General features: G+C 70.9%; 13 protein-coding genes and 1 rRNA gene (1 of these 14 running past the window's edge). 10 read left to right on the top strand and 4 right to left on the bottom strand.

Features of this window, described 5'->3' with window-relative positions; translation table 11 throughout:
• Window positions 1–54 precede the first annotated feature (54 nt).
• Together ACMATS_RS11050 and eccCa are read right to left on the bottom strand one after the other, a co-directional pair.
• Window positions 55–393 (bottom strand): nuclear transport factor 2 family protein, encoded by a 339-nt coding sequence (locus ACMATS_RS11050; RefSeq protein ID WP_390782086.1) that lies wholly within the window; start codon window positions 391–393, stop codon window positions 55–57.
• 142 nt (window positions 394–535) lie between these two features.
• The gene (eccCa, locus tag ACMATS_RS11045) at window positions 536–4,495 is read right to left on the bottom strand and encodes a type VII secretion protein EccCa (RefSeq protein ID WP_414167811.1); all 3,960 of its coding nucleotides are present in this window, start codon (window positions 4,493–4,495) and stop codon (window positions 536–538) included.
• 185 nt (window positions 4,496–4,680) lie between these two features.
• Between eccCa and eccD the strand changes: the two genes are divergently transcribed.
• From eccD to ACMATS_RS11015, 6 genes are all read left to right on the top strand, one after another.
• Window positions 4,681–6,090 carry a type VII secretion integral membrane protein EccD gene (gene eccD, locus ACMATS_RS11040; RefSeq protein WP_391151832.1) on the top strand — a complete coding sequence of 470 codons (1,410 nt, stop codon included), beginning with the start codon at window positions 4,681–4,683 and terminating at the stop codon, window positions 6,088–6,090.
• 268 nt (window positions 6,091–6,358) lie between these two features.
• The gene (gene rpsO, locus ACMATS_RS11035) at window positions 6,359–6,646 is read left to right on the top strand and encodes a 30S ribosomal protein S15 (protein ID WP_336417128.1); all 288 of its coding nucleotides are present in this window, start codon (window positions 6,359–6,361) and stop codon (window positions 6,644–6,646) included.
• A 264-nt stretch (window positions 6,647–6,910) separates the two neighbouring features.
• Window positions 6,911–9,157 carry a polyribonucleotide nucleotidyltransferase gene (locus tag ACMATS_RS11030; protein WP_390782083.1) on the top strand — a complete coding sequence of 749 codons (2,247 nt, stop codon included), beginning with the start codon at window positions 6,911–6,913 and terminating at the stop codon, window positions 9,155–9,157.
• Window positions 9,154–10,530, top strand: a complete 1,377-nt coding sequence (locus ACMATS_RS11025; RefSeq protein WP_390782082.1) for a M16 family metallopeptidase — start codon at window positions 9,154–9,156, stop codon at window positions 10,528–10,530. Before ACMATS_RS11030 ends, ACMATS_RS11025 begins: the two co-directional genes overlap by 4 nt.
• A 29-nt stretch (window positions 10,531–10,559) precedes the next feature.
• Entirely contained in the window at window positions 10,560–11,312 is a 753-nt protein-coding gene (dapB, locus tag ACMATS_RS11020) for a 4-hydroxy-tetrahydrodipicolinate reductase (protein ID WP_390782081.1), read from the top strand.
• Between the two features lie 4 nt (window positions 11,313–11,316).
• Window positions 11,317–11,772, top strand: a complete 456-nt coding sequence (locus ACMATS_RS11015; protein ID WP_390782080.1) for a hypothetical protein — start codon at window positions 11,317–11,319, stop codon at window positions 11,770–11,772.
• A gap of 35 nt (window positions 11,773–11,807) precedes the next feature.
• On the opposite strand, the gene ACMATS_RS11010 is transcribed toward ACMATS_RS11015, so the two are convergent.
• Window positions 11,808–12,332, bottom strand: coding sequence for a hypothetical protein (locus ACMATS_RS11010; RefSeq protein WP_414167810.1), 525 nt, complete (start codon window positions 12,330–12,332; stop codon window positions 11,808–11,810).
• A 114-nt stretch (window positions 12,333–12,446) separates the two neighbouring features.
• Complete coding sequence (locus tag ACMATS_RS11005) at window positions 12,447–12,692, bottom strand: hypothetical protein (RefSeq protein ID WP_414167809.1); 246 nt, start codon at window positions 12,690–12,692, stop codon at window positions 12,447–12,449.
• 185 nt (window positions 12,693–12,877) lie between these two features.
• Here ACMATS_RS11005 and thyX point away from each other — a divergent pair, with 185 nt between their 5' ends.
• The 4 genes from thyX to ACMATS_RS10985 all read left to right on the top strand — a co-directional run.
• Window positions 12,878–13,648 carry an FAD-dependent thymidylate synthase gene (gene thyX / locus ACMATS_RS11000; RefSeq protein WP_390782077.1) on the top strand — a complete coding sequence of 257 codons (771 nt, stop codon included), beginning with the start codon at window positions 12,878–12,880 and terminating at the stop codon, window positions 13,646–13,648.
• 197 nt (window positions 13,649–13,845) lie between these two features.
• Window positions 13,846–14,745 carry a 4-hydroxy-tetrahydrodipicolinate synthase gene (gene dapA / locus ACMATS_RS10995; RefSeq protein ID WP_391151836.1) on the top strand — a complete coding sequence of 300 codons (900 nt, stop codon included), beginning with the start codon at window positions 13,846–13,848 and terminating at the stop codon, window positions 14,743–14,745.
• A gap of 186 nt (window positions 14,746–14,931) precedes the next feature.
• Window positions 14,932–16,617: a ribonuclease J gene (locus ACMATS_RS10990; protein WP_390782075.1), complete on the top strand. Its 1,686-nt coding sequence runs from the start codon at window positions 14,932–14,934 to the stop codon at window positions 16,615–16,617.
• Window positions 16,618–17,126: 509 nt separating this feature from the next.
• Window positions 17,127–17,363 (top strand): 16S ribosomal RNA (locus ACMATS_RS10985); it runs 1,289 nt beyond the window's last position.

Below are 17,363 nucleotides of genomic sequence, written 5' to 3'. Positions count from 1 at the left end.
CTGGACGCCGTACTTGCGCTTGCCGTGCGCGACCTCGGTCGCACCCGCCGTACGTCAGGCGACGAACCAGACCCGTTCGATCTTCTCCGGCCCCACGTCGTACATCGCGACCGCCGTGCGCACGCCGCCGCCCAGGAATCCGGTCACGCGCTCCTGGTCGATCACCACGCGGCCGTGCACGACACGCGACACCAGCTCCGCGTGCAGCTCCGGGCTCGACGCGAACAGCTCGCGGTACCGCTCCCGGAAGGCCGGTCCGGAGCGGTCGGCCATCGCCTTCCCGTCCGGGAAGGCGTGGACGGGGACGTCGTCGACGTAGAAGCTCAGGAACGTCTCCAGGTCACGGGCGTTGTACGCGGCCAGCTGGCCGTCGACGATCTCTTCGGGCGACATGGGGGTCCTCTCGATCGGTTGCGGGGAAGGGGCGCGCCCCGTCAGGGGCGCGGGGAACTGCGCGATCAGCCACGACGCGCCCGCAGCCGACGCACCACCCGGGGGTCCGGGGCGAAGCCCCGGGAACATCGTCTACGGGGCCCTAATCCTCCGGCAGCCACCCCACCTGCACCAGCGGTGCCCCCCGCTTCCGGGACACGAAGAAGCCCCGCCCCGGCGGCATCGGCCGCGGCCGGACCCCGCCGAGGACGTCGCCCTCGCCGGGGTCGCCGGACAACACCACGCCCTGCGCGCCCAGTTCCTTGACGCGCTGCATGAACGACTCGAACATCGAGCGCGACGCACCCGCCGAGCTCCGCGCGACGATGAAGCGGATGCCGACGTCCCGGGCGAACGGCAGGTTCTCCGTCAGGACCGCCAGCGGGTTGTTGCCGCCGGCCGCCACCAGTTCGTAGTCGTCGACGAAGACGAAGAACTGCGGGCCCTTCCACCAGCTGCGCTCCCGCAACTGCTGCGGCGTGATGCCCGGTTGCGGGGCCCGCCGCTCCATCAGGCCCTTCAGCGCGTTCGCGTGCACCGTCAGCGACGAGGCGATCGGCGCGTACTCCAGCAGGTGCGACGGCGGGACGACGTCCAGCAGCGTGCGCCGGTAGTCGCCGACGACGATCTTCGCCTCGTCGGGGCCGTACCGCTCCGTGATCTGCTTCGCCAGCAGCCGCAGCAGGGCCGTCTTGCCGGACTCGCTCTCGCCGAACACCAGGAAGAAGGGATCGGTCTCGAAGTCCACGAAGACCGGTTCGAGCCGGGTCTCGTCGATGCCGATGGCCACGCCGCGCTCCGGGAACTCGAAGCCCTTGGGCAGTTCGCCCGCATCGAGCCGGCGGGGCAGCAGCCGCACATGCGGGGCGTGCGGGCCGGACCAGGCGTCGCGCACCGCGTCGGCCAGCGCCGCCGTGGCCTCCGTCGTGTCGCCCGGGTCGTCGCCCCCGTCGATGCGCGGCTGCGCACCCATGAAGTGCAGCTTCTCGGGCAGCTGGCCGCGGCCGGGCACCCCGGCGGGGACGTTCGCGGCGACCTTGCGGTCGAACTCGGAGTCCATGGTGTCGCCGAGCCGCAGCTCCAGCCGGCCCAGCAGCTGGTCCTTGAGCGCCGGGCGGACCTCCATGTTGCGGGAGGCGGTGATGACGACATGGACGCCGTAGCCCAGGCCGCGGCCCGCGATGTCCGTGACGACGCCCTCCAGCATGTCGTACTCCTGCTTGAAGGCGCCCCAGCCGTCGACGAGCAGGAAGACGTCGCCCCAGCCCTGCTCGGCGAACTCGCCCAGCGCCCGGCGCCGCCGGTACGAGGCGATCGAGTCGATGCCCCGGTCGCGGAAGAACTCCTCGCGCCGCGCCAGGATCCCCGCCACCTCCGCGACCGTGCGGCGCACCCGCTCCGGGTCCAGCCGCGAGGCCACCCCGCCGACGTGCGGCAGGCCGGCGACGGCACTCATCCCGCCGCCGCCGAAGTCGAGCCCGTAGAACTGCACTTCGGCCGGGGTGTGCGTCAGCGCGAACGAACTCACCAGCGTGCGCAGCAGCGTCGACTTGCCGGACTGCGGGCCGCCGACGACGAGCATGTGGCCCGCCGCGCCCGAGAAGTCCCGGTAGAGCACGTCCCGGCGCTGCTCGAAAGGCTTGTCGATGAGGCCCAGGGGCACCACGAGGCGCCCGGGGCGCGGGTATTCGGCGGCGGTCAGGCCGCGGCCCGGCACCACCGACAGCGGCGGGAGCAGCTGGTCCAGGGACGGCGCCTTGTCCAGCGGCGGCAGCCACACCTGGTGGGCCGGCGGGCCCTGGCCCTCGATCCGGCGCACGACGACGTCGAGGACGGTGTCGGCGAAGGCCTCGTCCTCCCCGCACCCCGGGGCCGCACGCAGGGCGGACGGATCCGGGGCGGCGTACGTGACCGGGACCGGCTCCGCCGTGAACAGCACCGGACGCCGCTCGACCGGCAGCCGCCCGCCGTCGCCCGCCGCGGCCGCCGTGGCCGAGCGGTAGGTGCCGGAGACGTACGCGGCCTTGAAGCGCGTCATCTCGTCCGTGCCGAACTTCAGGTAGCCCGAGCCCGGCACGGACGGCAGGTGGTACGCGTCCGGCACGCCCAGCGCCGTCCGCGACTCCGCCGCGGAGAAGGTCCGCAGACCGATGCGGTACGAGAGGTACGTCTCCAGACCGCGCAGTCGGCCCTCCTCCAGGCGCTGCGAGGCCAGCAGCAGGTGCACGCCCAGCGAGCGGCCGATACGACCGATCTGGATGAACATGTCGATGAAGTCCGGCTTCGCCGTCAACAGCTCGCTGAACTCGTCGATCACCAGGACGAGTGAGGCCAGCGGCTCCAGCGGGGCACCGGCCGCGCGCGCCTTCTCGTAGTCGTGGAGGTTCGCGTAGTTGCCCGCCGACCTCAGCAGCTCCTGGCGGCGCTGCAGTTCGCCGGTGATGGAGTCGCGCATGCGGTCGACGAGCGTCAGGTCGTCGGCGAGGTTGGTGATGACGGCGGCGACGTGCGGCAGCGTGGACATGCCCGCGAAGGTCGCACCGCCCTTGAAGTCCGCGAGGACGAAGTTGAGCGTCTCCGAGGTGTGCGTGACGGCCAGGCCCAGCACCAGGGTGCGCAGCAGCTCCGACTTGCCGGAGCCGGTCGCGCCGACGCACAGGCCGTGCGGGCCCATGCCGTCCTGCGCCGCCTCCTTGATGTCGAGCATCACGGGCGCGCCGTCCTCGCCGACCCCGATCGGCACGCGCAGCCGCTCGGCGGCCGAGCGGGGCCGCCAGGTGCGCGACACCTCGATCGAGCCCGCGTCGCCCAGGCCCAGCAGATCGGTGAAGTCCAGGTTGGCGAGCAGCGGTTCGTCGCCGTCGCCCCCGCCCGTGCGCAGCGGCGCCAGCTGCCGCGCGAGCGCCTCCGCGGCCTCGGGGGAGAGCGTGTCCGGCACGCCGTCGTACGCGGCGACCTGCGAGAGCAGCTGCAGCGCACCCGGCCGGACGACCACGGACAGACCGCCGCGCGGCTCGTCCAGTTCGCCCTGCACCAGCTCCACGATCGTCACGCCCTGCAGCCCCTCGGGAGCCGCGAACACCGAACCGGGCGGCACCATCGCGCCGTCCAGCACCACCACGACGTGCGGCTGGTCGAGCACCGGCTGTCCGTCCCGGCTGAACCGCGAACGGCCCTCCAGCCGCGGCATCAGCAGCTCTTCGAGCTCGCTCAGGTCGTCACCGATCAGCCGCCGCGGGCCCGCGCCGTCCACGGCGCCCGGAACCTGCACGTGCGGCAGCCACTTGGCCCACTCCCAGTGCGCCATCGCCCCGCGCGCCGGGACCACCGCCACGACCAGGTCCTCCGGCGAGTGCAGCGTCACCAGCTGCGCGACGAGCGCACGCGCCGTGCCCTGCACCGTCTCCGGCTCGCCCGAGAGCGTCACGTGGTAGAAGGCGCGCAACGACAGGGCGACCGGCATGCCGTCCAACGACGCGTGCGTCGCCAGGAACTGCTGCATCGCACCGGCCGTCAGCGGCTCCAGCTCGTCCACCGGCGCGGTCTCCGGAGCCACCAGGGGAGTGGCCAGCTGCTGCGCGCCCAGCCCGACGCGCACCTGCGCGAAGTCGTCGTCGGTCGCCCGCCGCTCCCACAGCCGGCTCCCCTCGGCGACCACGGACCACAACTGGTCGGGAGAGGGGTGCAGATAGAACTGCGCATCGCGCTGCGCCCGGGCCGTCCGGTGCACGGTGCGCCGCGTCTGCGCGAGGTACTTGAGGTAGTCGCGGCGCATGTCCGCCAGCCGCCCCTGCGAGCCCTGACGGTGCCTGACGAGCATCGCGACGGTCATGCCGATCGTCGAGAACATCATCATGACGCCCATGATCTTCATCATGGGCGCGGCGCCGGGCATGAAGAAGTACACCATCGACGAGGCCATGCCCAGCGTGGGCAACAGCTGCATCAGCATGCCCTCTTGCGGCCCGCGCGGCAGTTCGGGCGGCGGTTCCAGGCGGAGTTCCTCGCTGGGCACCTCCGGCGGGTAGGCCCGCGGCTGGCGCTTGACGACGACCTGGCTCACCGGATCCCTCAACCCCTCCGCGCGGTGGGGCAACAGTGCCGCGCGGACGCCCCTGTGGCGCCGGCCTCCCCCCGCGAGACGGCGATCCTACCGACGCGCCGGTCCGCGGCCCCGATAGGGTGACCGCCGCGCGTATGCACGAGCGAACGGCATGCGTGGTTGTACCGATTCAGGGGGCCCACAAGGTGAACACGTCCGCTGCGACCGGATTCTGCAGAGTGACCGTCGTCGCACCCGACAGCCGGATCGACGTCGCCCTCCCCGACGACATCGCCGTCGCCGACGTGTACCCGGAGATCCTGCGCCTGACCGGGCAGACCCAGCCCGCCGGCGCACCCACCGGCTATCACCTCGTCCGCCGCGACGGCACCGTCCTCGACGGCGCCCGCTCGCTGCTCGCCCAGCGCGTCCTCGACGGCGACCTGCTGTCGCTGCGCCCCTTCGCCGAGTCCCTCCCGCCGGCCGTCCACGACGACGTCAGCGAGGCGGTCGCCTCGGCCGTCACCCGCGGGAACAGCCTCTGGAGCAGCCAACTCCTGCGGGGCACCGGCCTGTTCGGCGGCGCGCTGCTGCTCGTGCTGATGGCGTTCGCGCTGTGGTTCGCCGACCCGGTGCGGCACGACATGCACGGCCTGCCGGGCGTGGCCGCCGCCGCGGCCGGCGTGCTGCTGGCCGCGTTCGCGGGCGTACGGGCCCGGGTCTACGGCGACCGCGGCGCCGCCGTCGCGCTGGGCCTGGCGGCCCTGCCGCACCTCATGACCGCGGGCTCCGGGGTCCTCGCCCTGGACCCCGGGCACGGGACCGGGCGGCTGCAGTTCCTGCTGGGCTGCGTGGCCGTCCTCGTCGGCTCCGTCGCGCTGACCGCCGCGATGCCGGGGGGCGACGCCCCCTTCGTCGCCGCCGTGGTCGCCTCGGCCACCGGCACGCTGGCCACCTTCGGGACGATCCTCACCGGGGCCGCGCCCTCGGGGGCCGCGGCGGTGTGCGCGGTCCTCGCGATCGGGGCGCTCGCCTTCCTGCCCGGGCTCTCGGCGCGGGTCGCCCGGCTGCCCGTCGGCTATGCGGCGCCGCGCTCCGCGACGGCGGACGGCGAGGGCTTCCGGGCCGAGCCGGTCGATGCGGAGCGCATCGCGGTGCAGGTGCGGCGGGGGCACGAGCTGCTGCTGGGCCTGGTCGGGGGCTGCGCAGCCGTCGCCGTCGGCGCCACGGCCGTCCTGGCCTTCTCGGCCGGGGCGTGGGCACAGGCCCTGGCCCTGGCCTCCGGACTGGCGCTGCTGCTGCGGGCCCGGCTCTTCCGCTACACGGCCCAGGTCGGCTCGGTGCTCGGGGCGGGCCTGCTCGCGCTGGCCCTGCTCGTCGTGGGCACGGCCCTGCACGGCTCCACGGACATCCGCACGGTCTGGCTCTCCGCAGCCACGGCGGCGGTCGCCGCCCTCCTGACCGGGGTGGCACTGATCGTGCCGGGCAAGGGGGTGTCCCCCTTCTGGGGGCGCTTCACGGAGCTGGCGGAGAGCGCACTGCTCCTGGCGCTGGTGCCGCTGTGCCTGGGGGTACTGGACGCGTACGGGACGGTCCGGGGGTTGACGGGGGCGTAGGGGGGTGCCCCGGTGAAATGGCGCCCCGTAAGGGGCGCGGGGCTGTCCATATATGCGGCTCCGCCGCGTGGGCGCGACCAGCCACGAACGGCCCGCACCGGACCCACTCGGTGCACCTGGTAAGGTGCGGGGTGGTCGTTTGTGTACGCGCCCCCGGAGTCACATCCGAGGTCAGCGCCCAGCGACCCCGCCTCCCGAGTAACGGAAGCCTCCCTGAGACAGAGACCAGGGGCGCTCGGTGGCCAAGAACACTCAGAAGGAGTACCGCGTGTCGCTCGACGCCGCTACGAAGAAGCAGATCATGGCCGAGTTCGCCACCAAGGAAGGCGACACCGGTTCCCCCGAGGTCCAGGTCGCGATGCTCACCCGTCGGATCACCGACCTGACCGAGCACCTCAAGACGCACAAGCACGACCACCACTCCCGCCGTGGTCTGCTGCTCCTGGTCGGCCAGCGTCGCCGCCTGCTGCAGTACCTGGCCAAGAAGGACATCACGCGCTTCCGCGCCCTGGTCGAGCGCCTCGGCATCCGCCGCGGTGCGGCCGGCGCCAAGTAAGACGCCATGAAGGGAGCGGTTCCCGTCCAAGGGAACCGCTCCCTTTGCGTATCTCGTGGGAAGCAGAAGCTTTGTAGTCTGGTCCCACAACGCAAAACCTGACGAGGAGGAGCGCCGGTCTCTCCGCCGGTCCTCGGTAGTGGCCCCCGGAACAGGGAATTCCGGGTGCTTCGATCGAAGACCGGCCCGCACGGAGCAACGCAGCGCCCTCCGCCACCGTCCCCCGCCACACGGGCAGGGGACGCAGACGAGGAGATAACCCTGGTGGAGAACGAGACCCACTACGCCGAGGCCGTCATCGACAACGGCGCCTTCGGCACCCGCACCATCCGCTTCGAGACGGGCCGCCTGGCCAAGCAGGCCGCCGGTTCCGCCGTGGCGTACCTGGACGACGACACCATGGTGCTGTCGGCCACCACCGCTTCCAAGACCCCGAAGGACCAGCTGGACTTCTTCCCGCTGACCGTCGACGTCGAGGAGCGCATGTACGCGGCCGGGAAGATCCCCGGTTCCTTCTTCCGCCGTGAGGGCCGCCCCTCCGAGGACGCGATCCTCACCTGCCGTCTGATCGACCGCCCGCTGCGCCCGTCCTTCAAGAAGGGCCTGCGCAACGAGATCCAGATCGTCGAGACGGTCATGGCGCTCAACCCCGACCACCTCTACGACGTGGTCGCGATCAACGCCGCCTCCTGCTCCACGCAGCTCGCGGGCCTGCCCTTCTCCGGCCCCGTCGGCGGTACCCGGGTTGCCCTGATCAAGGGCCAGTGGGTGGCGTTCCCGACCCACACCGAGCTCGAGGACGCCGTCTTCGACATGGTCGTGGCCGGCCGCGTGCTGCCGGACGGCGACGTCGCGATCATGATGGTCGAGGCCGAGGCCACCGAGAAGACCATCCAGATGGTCAAGGACGGCGCCGAGGCTCCGACCGAGGAGGTCGTGGCCGCCGGTCTCGAGGCCGCCAAGCCGTTCATCAAGGTCCTGTGCAAGGCCCAGGCCGACCTCGCCGCCAAGGCCGCCAAGCCGACCGGCGACTTCCCGGTCTTCCTCGACTACCAGGACGACGTCCTGGAGGCGCTGACCGCCGCGGTCCGGACCGAGCTCGCGCAGGCGCTCACCATCGCCGGCAAGCAGGAGCGCGAGGCCGAGCTGGACCGCGTCAAGGGTCTGGCCGCCGAGAAGCTCCTCCCGGAGTTCGAGGGCCGCGAGAAGGAGATCTCCGCCGCGTACCGTTCGCTGACCAAGTCCCTGGTCCGCGAGCGCGTCATCAAGGAGAAGAAGCGCATCGACGGCCGCGGCGTGACGGACATCCGCACGCTCGCCGCCGAGGTCGAGGCCATCCCGCGCGTCCACGGCTCGGCGCTGTTCGAGCGCGGCGAGACCCAGATCCTGGGTGTCACCACGCTGAACATGCTCCGCATGGAGCAGCAGCTCGACACGCTGTCGCCGGTGACGCGCAAGCGCTACATGCACAACTACAACTTCCCGCCGTACTCCGTCGGTGAGACCGGCCGCGTCGGTTCGCCGAAGCGCCGCGAGATCGGCCACGGCGCCCTGGCCGAGCGTGCGCTCATGCCGGTGCTGCCGACGCGCGAGGAGTTCCCGTACGCGATCCGCCAGGTGTCCGAGGCCCTCGGCTCCAACGGTTCGACGTCCATGGGCTCGGTCTGCGCCTCCACCATGTCGCTGCTGAACGCCGGTGTGCCGCTGAAGGCCCCGGTCGCCGGTATCGCCATGGGTCTGATCTCCCAGGAGATCGACGGCAAGACGCACTACGTCGCCCTCACCGACATCCTCGGTGCGGAGGACGCGTTCGGCGACATGGACTTCAAGGTCGCCGGCACCAAGGAGTTCGTGACCGCGCTCCAGCTCGACACCAAGCTCGACGGCATCCCCGCCTCGGTCCTGGCCGCCGCGCTGAAGCAGGCCCGCGACGCCCGCCTGCACATCCTCGACGTGATGATGGAGGCCATCGACCGTCCGGACGAGATGTCCCCGCACGCCCCGCGGATCATCACCGTCAAGATCCCGGTCGACAAGATCGGTGAGGTCATCGGCCCCAAGGGCAAGATGATCAACCAGATCCAGGAGGACACCGGCGCCGAGATCACGATCGAGGACGACGGCACCATCTACATCGGTGCCGCCGACGGCCCCTCCGCCGAGGCCGCCCGCGCCACGATCAACGGCATCGCCAACCCGACCATGCCGGAGGTCGGCGAGCGCTACCTGGGCACGGTCGTCAAGACCACCACCTTCGGTGCGTTCGTCTCCCTGCTCCCCGGCAAGGACGGCCTGCTGCACATCTCGCAGATCCGCAAGCTCGCCGGCGGCAAGCGCGTGGAGAACGTCGAGGACGTGCTCGGGGTCGGCACCAAGGTCCAGGTCGAGATCGCCGAGATCGACCAGCGCGGCAAGCTCTCCCTGATCCCCGTGATCGAGGGCGAGGACGCTGCGTCCGACAGCGGCTCCGCCGCGGGCGCCGACAACAACAAGGACGAGTCCGCCAAGTGACCCGTAGTCCCCGGAAGACGGCCCGCACCTCCTCGGAGGGGCGGGCCGTCGCCCGTACCCAAACGCTTCTCAAGGGCGAGAACGGCATCGGCACGGTCCGCCGGACCACCCTGCCCGGCGGCCTGCGGGTCGTCACCGAGACCCTGCCCTCCGTGCGCTCCGCGACCTTCGGCATCTGGGCCAACGTCGGCTCCCGCGACGAGACCCCGACGCTCAACGGCGCCACGCACTACCTGGAGCACCTGCTCTTCAAGGGCACGGCCAAGCGCAGCGCGCTCGACATCTCGGCCGCCATCGACGCGGTCGGCGGCGAGATGAACGCGTTCACGGCCAAGGAGTACACCTGCTACTACGCGCGGGTGCTCGACACGGACCTGCCGCTGGCCATCGACGTCGTGTGCGACATGCTCACCGGCTCGCTGATCACCGCCGAGGACGTCGACGCCGAGCGCGGCGTGATCCTCGAAGAGATCGCCATGACCGAGGACGACCCGGGCGACTGCGTGCACGACCTGTTCGCGCACACCATGCTCGGCGACACCCCCCTCGGCCGTCCGGTGCTGGGCACCGTCGACACGATCAACGCGCTCGGCCGCGACCAGATCGCCCGCTTCTACAAGCGCCACTACGACCCGACCCACCTGGTCGTGGCCGCCGCGGGCAACGTCGACCACGCCAAGGTCGTCCGCCAGGTCCGGGCCGCCTTCGAGAAGGCCGGCGCCCTGACCCGCACGGACGCGGAGCCGGTCGACCCGCGGGGCGGCAGCCGCACGATCCGCACCGCCGGCCGCGTCGAGCTGCTCGGCCGCAAGACCGAGCAGGCGCACGTCGTCCTCGGCGTCCCCGGCCTGGCCCGCACCGACGACCGCCGCTGGGCGCTCGGCGTGCTCAACACCGCCCTCGGCGGCGGCATGAGCTCGCGGCTGTTCCAGGAGGTCCGGGAGAAGCGCGGACTGGCCTACTCGGTCTACTCCTACACCTCCGGCTTCGCCGACTGCGGCCTCTTCGGCGTCTACGCCGGCTGCCGCCCCGGCCAGGTCCACGACGTGCTCAAGATCTGCCGCGACGAGCTGGACCGGGTCGCCGCCGAGGGCCTGCCGGAGGACGAGATCGCCCGCGCCATCGGCCAGCTGTCCGGCTCCACGGTCCTCGGCCTGGAGGACACCGGTGCGCTGATGAACCGCATCGGCAAGAGCGAGCTGTGCTGGGGTGACCAGATGTCGGTCTCCGACATGCTCGCCCGCATCGCAGCCGTCACCCCGGACGAGATCCGCGAGGTGGCCCGCGATGTACTGGGACAGCGTCCTTCGCTGTCCGTCATCGGCCCGCTGAAGGACAAGCAGGCAGCCCGTCTGCACGAGGCCGTTTCGTAATCCGAGGGCAAGCAAGGGAAGCAGGGACGATGAGCAAGCTGCGCGTGGCCGTCATCGGCGCCAAGGGCCGCATCGGCTCCGAGGCCGTACGGGCCGTGGAGGCCGCCGAGGACATGGAACTGGTGGCCGCGCTGGGCCGGGGCGACAGCCTTCAGACCCTGACCCGGGCGGGAGCCCAGGTCGTGGTCGAGCTGACCCACCCCGACTCGGTGATGGACAACCTCGAGTTCTGCATCGCCCACGGCATCCACGGCGTGGTCGGCACCACCGGCTGGACCGAGGAGCGCCTCGCGCAGCTGAACTCCTGGCTGGACGCCAAGCCGGGCACGGGCGTGCTCATCGCCCCCAACTTCTCCATCGGCGCGGTCCTGACCATGGCCTTCGCCCAGCAGGCGGCCCGGTTCTTCGAGTCCGTCGAGGTCGTCGAGCTGCACCACCCCAACAAGGCCGACGCCCCCTCCGGCACCGCCACCCGCACCGCGCAGCTGATCGCCGCAGCGCGCCGCGAGGCAGGCTGCGCCCCGCAGCCCGACGCCACGACCACGGCCCTGGAGGGCGCACGCGGCGCGGACGTCGACGGGGTGCCGGTGCACGCCGTGCGGCTGCGCGGCCTGCTGGCGCACCAGGAGGTGCTCTTCGGCGACACCGGCGAGACGCTCACCATCCGCCACGACTCGCTGCACCACAGCTGCTTCATGCCGGGCATCCTGCTCGGCGCGCGGCGCGTGGTGACCACCCCGGGCCTGACCTTCGGCCTGGAAAACTTCCTGGACCTGGGCTGAGGACATGCGCGCAAAGATCATCTACTTCGCCCTGGCAGCCGTCCTGGTCGTCTACTTCGTCCTGGTCGGCAGCCGCGGCGTGATGCTGATCGAGCAGGGCACGGTGATCACCGTCGCCTTCGGCGTCGCCGTGCTCGTCCTGCCGTTCATCGGGGCGTGGTTCCTCTACAAGACCACCAGGTTCGCGCGCGACGCGAACCGCCTGGCGCGGGAGCTGGAGGCGGAGGGCGGCCTGCCGGTGGACGAGCTGGTGCGCACCGCGAGCGGCCGCATCGACCGGGACTCGGCGGACGAGGTGTTCCGGCGCCGCCAGGCCGAGACCGAGGCGGCACCGGGGGACTGGCGCTCGTGGTTCCGTCTGGCGGTGGCGTACCACGACGCACGGGACACCCCGCGGGCCCGAAAGGCGATGCAGCACGCGATCGCTTTGCGTGACGGGAAGGCAGCCCGCGCCCTCTAGGGGCGCGGGGAACTGCGCGACCAGCCACAGACGGCCTAAGCCCGCCCTCCAAGCTCGGCGACCCGCTCCTCCAAGGAGGCCACGGCCTCGGCAAAAGCCAAGGGCCGCTCCAGGAAATCCGCCCCGTGATCGGTGACGAGCACGGGGAACGGCTCCACGACGAGGCCCCGCCCGGGGACCCGCCGCGGCAGCCCGAGCCACCGCACCGGCTGCTCCACCACGCGCACCGCGCCGGCCTCGGCCCACGGCAGGGTCCTGGTCGAGAGCAGCCGGATCTGCCGCAGCCCGGCGGGGCTGAGCCAGATGCCCGTCCGCACGAGCCGCACCGCCAGGGCGATCAGGGCGACGGCGATCACTGCGCACACTCCGGCGAGGAGAAACGCTCCGGCAAAGGCGATGATCATTGCCGAGCAGAGCACGTACGCCGCGAGCAGCAGCACCAGTGCCGTGCCCCCGACCCGCAACGGCCCGGGCCGGTACGGCCGCCGCCACCGCGCGGGGTCCTCGTACACGGACACCACGGGCGCGTCGCGGTCGGCAGTCAGAAGGGGCAGGGGCACGGCGATTCCTCACTCACACACACGCTCGAAGGTCCTGTGCCGGGTGAGGTTACCCGTTGATCGAAAAAAATTGGGCCCCGGAGCGGTTTCGCTCCGGGGCCCGACTGCCTTCGGTCAACGGCCGTCCTTGGCCTCGGACTGCTGTGTGTGGTGCGCGTTCTGCGGGCCGGCCGTCTGCAGTGCGGGCCAGCCGAAGAGCAGCGCACCGACCAGCCCTGCGGCCACCGTCAGCCCCACGAGGGCACGTCCGGCGACCTCGGAACGGCTCGCGCGATCCGGGGGCGGCGGAGTGACGTTGCTGCGGTAGCGCTCGGCCTCGGCGACGAAGGCGAACGGTACGGGCTCTCGCCGGCGGAACATGGTGGGCTCTCCTAGGAACCTCGGCGTGTGGTGTCACACATAAGGACGTGCGAACGCCCTTCACGGTGCCCGATTTCCGCGACTTCTGTGAAAAATCTCAACCGGCGCCCCTCTTCCCCCGGCTCGCACCGGCGTCCCCCGGCCCGTTGTCGGTGGTGGCCCGTAGGCTTGTCGCCGCCCGAGCAATGCAACTGGAAGGACCGCCGGTGACCGACAGCACCACCGAGGACGCCACGGCAGACAAGCCGACGTTTCGCAGCGACGTGACGGTCGAGCTGGTCAAGCACAGCGCCGCCGACAGCGACGTGCTGTGGGCCGCCCGCGTCTCCACGGCCGGCGAGCAGTCCCTGGAAGAGATCACCAAGGACCCGGAGCGGTCCAAGGGGCTCATCAACTACCTGATGCGCGACCGCCACGGCAGCCCCTTCGAGCACAACTCGATGACGTTCTTCATCAGTGCTCCGATCTTCGTCTTCCGCGAGTTCATGCGGCACCGCGTGGGCTGGTCGTACAACGAGGAGTCCGGCCGCTACCGGGAGCTCCAGCCGGTCTTCTACGTCCCGGGCGAGTCCCGCAAGCTGGTCCAGGAGGGCCGCCCCGGCAAGTACGTCTTCGTCGAGGGCACCCAGGCGCAGCACGAGCTGACCGCCCGCGCGATGGAGAGCTCCTACCGGGACGCCTACGAGGCCTACCAGGAGATGCTGGCCGCGGGCGTCGCCCGCGAGGTGGCCCGCTCGGTCCTGCCGGTCGGTCTCTTCTCCTCGATGTACGCCACGTGCAACGCCCGTTCGCTGATGCACTTCCTCGGCCTGCGCACCCAGCACGAGCTGGCGGCGGTGCCCTCGTTCCCGCAGCGGGAGATCGAGATGGTGGGCGAGAAGATGGAGGCGGAGTGGGCCAAGCTCATGCCGCTCACCTACGAGGCCTTCAACAAGAACGGCCGTGTCGCTCCGTAGCCGACGACGACCGTCCGCGCTTGCCGGCGCGGGCACCGGGTGCCCGTCAGGTGTCCGTATTGCGGCATTTCGGCACCTTCATCTAGGCTGAAAAAACGGACCCGGTACTGCTTGAACCCCCGAGCAGGCAGTACCGGGATCCCTTTGGCACTCCCCGAGGGAGCACCTCACGGTGAGCAACGAGTAGCGTGGGCCCCATGGCTCCGACCTCCACACCGCAGACCCCCTTCGGGCGCGTCCTGACCGCCATGGTCACGCCGTTCACCAGCGAGGGTGCGCTCGATCTCGACGGCGCGCAGCGGCTCGCCCGGCACCTCGTCGACGCAGGCAACGACGGCCTCGTCGTCAACGGCACCACCGGTGAGTCCCCCACCACCAGCGATGCGGAGAAAGCCCAGCTCGTACGTGCCGTGGTCGAGGCGGTCGGAGACCGCGCCCACGTCATCGCCGGAGCCGGCACCAACGACACCCGCCACAGCACCGAACTCGCCCGCGCCGCGCAGGACGCAGGCGCCCACGGCCTCCTTGTCGTCACGCCGTACTACAACAAGCCCCCGCAGGAGGGCCTCGTCCGCCACTTCACGGCGGTCGCCGACGCCACCGACCTCCCGGTGATGCTCTACGACATCCCCGGTCGCAGCGGCGTCACCCTCGAGACCGAGACCATCGTCCGGCTCGCCGAGCACCCGCGCATCGTGGCCAACAAGGACGCCAAGGGCGACCTGGGGGCCGCGAGCTGGGCACTCTCCCGCTCGGGCCTCGCCTGGTACTCCGGCGACGACATGCTCAACCTGCCGCTGCTCTCCATCGGCGCCGTCGGCTTCGTCTCCGTCGTGGGCCACCTCGTCGCCCCCGAGCTGCGCGCCATGCTCGACGCCCACCGCTCCGGCGACGTCGCCAAGGCCGCGGAGATCCACCAGCAGCTGCTCCCGGTCTTCACCGGCATCTTCCGCACCCAGGGCGTCATGACCACCAAGGCCGCCCTCGCCCTCAAGGGCCTGCCCGCGGGACCGCTGCGGCTGCCGCTCGTCGGCCTGAGCCCGGAGGAGACCGGGCAGCTCAAGCGCGATCTCGCGGCCGGCGGGGTACAGCTGTAACAGGGGAAGCGGCCGGGACGGCCGCCGCGCCGGACACCCAGCGTGACCGCGGCGCACCACAGACTTCACAACTCAATACGCAGCACCACGCAACACCACACATCACTTGACACCACTGCAAGTGCACGAAGGTCACGCGCGCCATGTGCCCCCGAGGCATGTGGCGCGCGTGGTGAGGAGAGTCTTTTGAGTCACCCGCACCCTGAACTCGGCCCGCCGCCGCAGCTGCCCGAGGGCGGCCTGCGCGTCACCCCGCTCGGCGGCCTCGGCGAGATCGGCCGCAACATGACGGTCTTCGAGTACGGCGGCCGCCTGCTGATCGTCGACTGCGGAGTGCTCTTCCCCGAGGAGGAGCAGCCCGGAGTCGACCTGATCCTGCCGGACTTCACGTCCATCCGGGACCGCCTCGACGACATCGACGGCATCGTGCTCACCCACGGGCACGAGGACCACATCGGCGGTGTCCCCTTCCTCCTCCGCGAGAAGCCGGACATCCCGCTCATCGGCTCCAAGCTGACCCTCGCCCTGATCGAGGCCAAGCTGCAGGAGCACCGCATCCGCCCGTACACCCTCGAGGTCGCCGAGGGCGACCGCGAGCGCCTGGGCCCGTTCGACTGCGAGTTCATCGCGGTCAACCACTCCATCCCGGACGCCCTGGCGGTCGCCATCCGCACCCCCGCCGGCATGGCCGTGCACACGGGCGACTTCAAGATGGACCAGCTCCCGCTGGACCGCCGCCTCACCGACCTGCCCGCCTTCGCGCGGCTCGGCGAGGAGGGCATCGACCTGCTCCTGGTCGACTCCACGAACGCCGAGGTCCCCGGCTTCGTCCCGCCCGAGCGCGACATCTCCGGCGTGCTGCGCCAGGTCTTCGCGGGCGCCCAGAAGCGGATCATCGTGGCCAGCTTCGCCAGCCACGTGCACCGCATCCAGCAGATCCTCGACGCCGCCCACGAGTACGGCCGCCGGGTCGCCTTCGTCGGCCGCTCGATGGTCCGCAACATGGGCATCGCCCGCGACCTGGGCTACCTGCGCGTCCCGGCCGGCCTGGTCGTGGACGTCAAGACCCTGGACGACCTGCCGGACGACGAGGTCGTGCTCGTCTGCACGGGCTCCCAGGGCGAGCCGATGGCCGCGCTGTCGCGCATGGCCAACCGGGACCACCAGATCCGGATCGTCCAGGGCGACACCGTGATCCTGGCCTCGTCGCTCATCCCGGGCAACGAGAACGCGGTCTACCGCGTGATCAACGGACTGACCCGCTGGGGCGCCAACGTCGTGCACAAGGGCAACGCCCGCGTCCACGTCTCGGGCCACGCCTCGGCCGGCGAGCTGCTGTACTTCTACAACATCTGCAAGCCGAAGAACCTGATGCCGGTCCACGGCGAATGGCGGCACCTGCGGGCGAACGCGGAGCTCGGTGCTCTCACCGGGGTTCCCAAGGACCACATCGTCATCGCCGAGGACGGCGTGGTGGTGGACCTGGTCGACGGCCGGGCGAAGATCGTCGGCAAGGTCCAGGCCGGTTACGTCTACGTCGACGGCCTCTCGGTCGGCGACGTCACCGAGGCCTCCCTCAAGGACCGCCGGATCCTCGGCGACGAGGGCATCATCTCGGTCTTCGTGGTGGTGGACAGCACGACCGGCAAGGTCGTCAGCGGTCCCCAGATCCAGGCCCGGGGTTCGGGCATCGACGACGCCTCGTTCTCGGCCGTCGTCCCGAAGATCGAGGAGGCCATCGCCAGGGCCGCCGCGGACGGCGTCGCCGAGCCCCACCAGCTCCAGCAGCTGGTCCGGCGCTCGGTGGGCAAGTGGGTCTCCGACAGCTACCGCCGGCGCCCGATGATCCTTCCCGTGGTCGTCGAGGTCTGATCCCTGACGTAGCGTCAGCCGTACGGACGGCCGCCCCGGTTCTCGATTTGCATCCGGGCGCGGCCGTCCAGTACGTTTACGACTCCGCCGCGACGGGAACCCCCCACACTTCGTGTGAGACGGGAACTCCCGGAAGCGGTCGGAAAATCGGCTCGATCAGAATCTGATAAAGTCGGTGAGCCCGGTCCGACAGGGCACTGGAAAAGAATTCCGAACCGGAAACGGAACGGAAAACGGATCTGGTAAGGTTGGAAACAACGAAGGGAAGCGCCCGGAGGAAAGCCCGAGAGGGTGAGTACAAAGGAAGCGTCCGTTCCTTGAGAACTCAACAGCGTGCCAAAAGTCAACGCCAGACTATAAAACAACCCCGTCCCGCTTCGGTGGGATGAGGTTCCTTTGAAACACACAGCGAGGACGCTGTGGACGCGCCGGGCCTATTCCGCCCGGTGGTGTCCCGCTCAACGCGAGTGTCAGCCCGCAGTTTTTAATTAAACGCAGTCGGGTAAGCATTCACGGAGAGTTTGATCCTGGCTCAGGACGAACGCTGGCGGCGTGCTTAACACATGCAAGTCGAACGATGAACCGGTTTCGGCCGGGGATTAGTGGCGAACGGGTGAGTAACACGTGGGCAATCTGCCCTGCACTCTGGGACAAGCCCTGGAAACGGGGTCTAATACCGGATACGACCTTCGAGCGCATGCTCGGGGGTGGAAAGCTCCGGCGGTGCAGGATGAGCCCGCGGCCTA

Source organism: Streptoverticillium reticulum, from assembly GCF_047456005.1.
In the GTDB taxonomy this organism is placed as follows: Bacteria; Actinomycetota; Actinomycetes; order Streptomycetales; family Streptomycetaceae; genus Streptomyces; species Streptomyces reticulum.
This window is presented reverse-complemented; position numbering and strand designations above follow the sequence as displayed.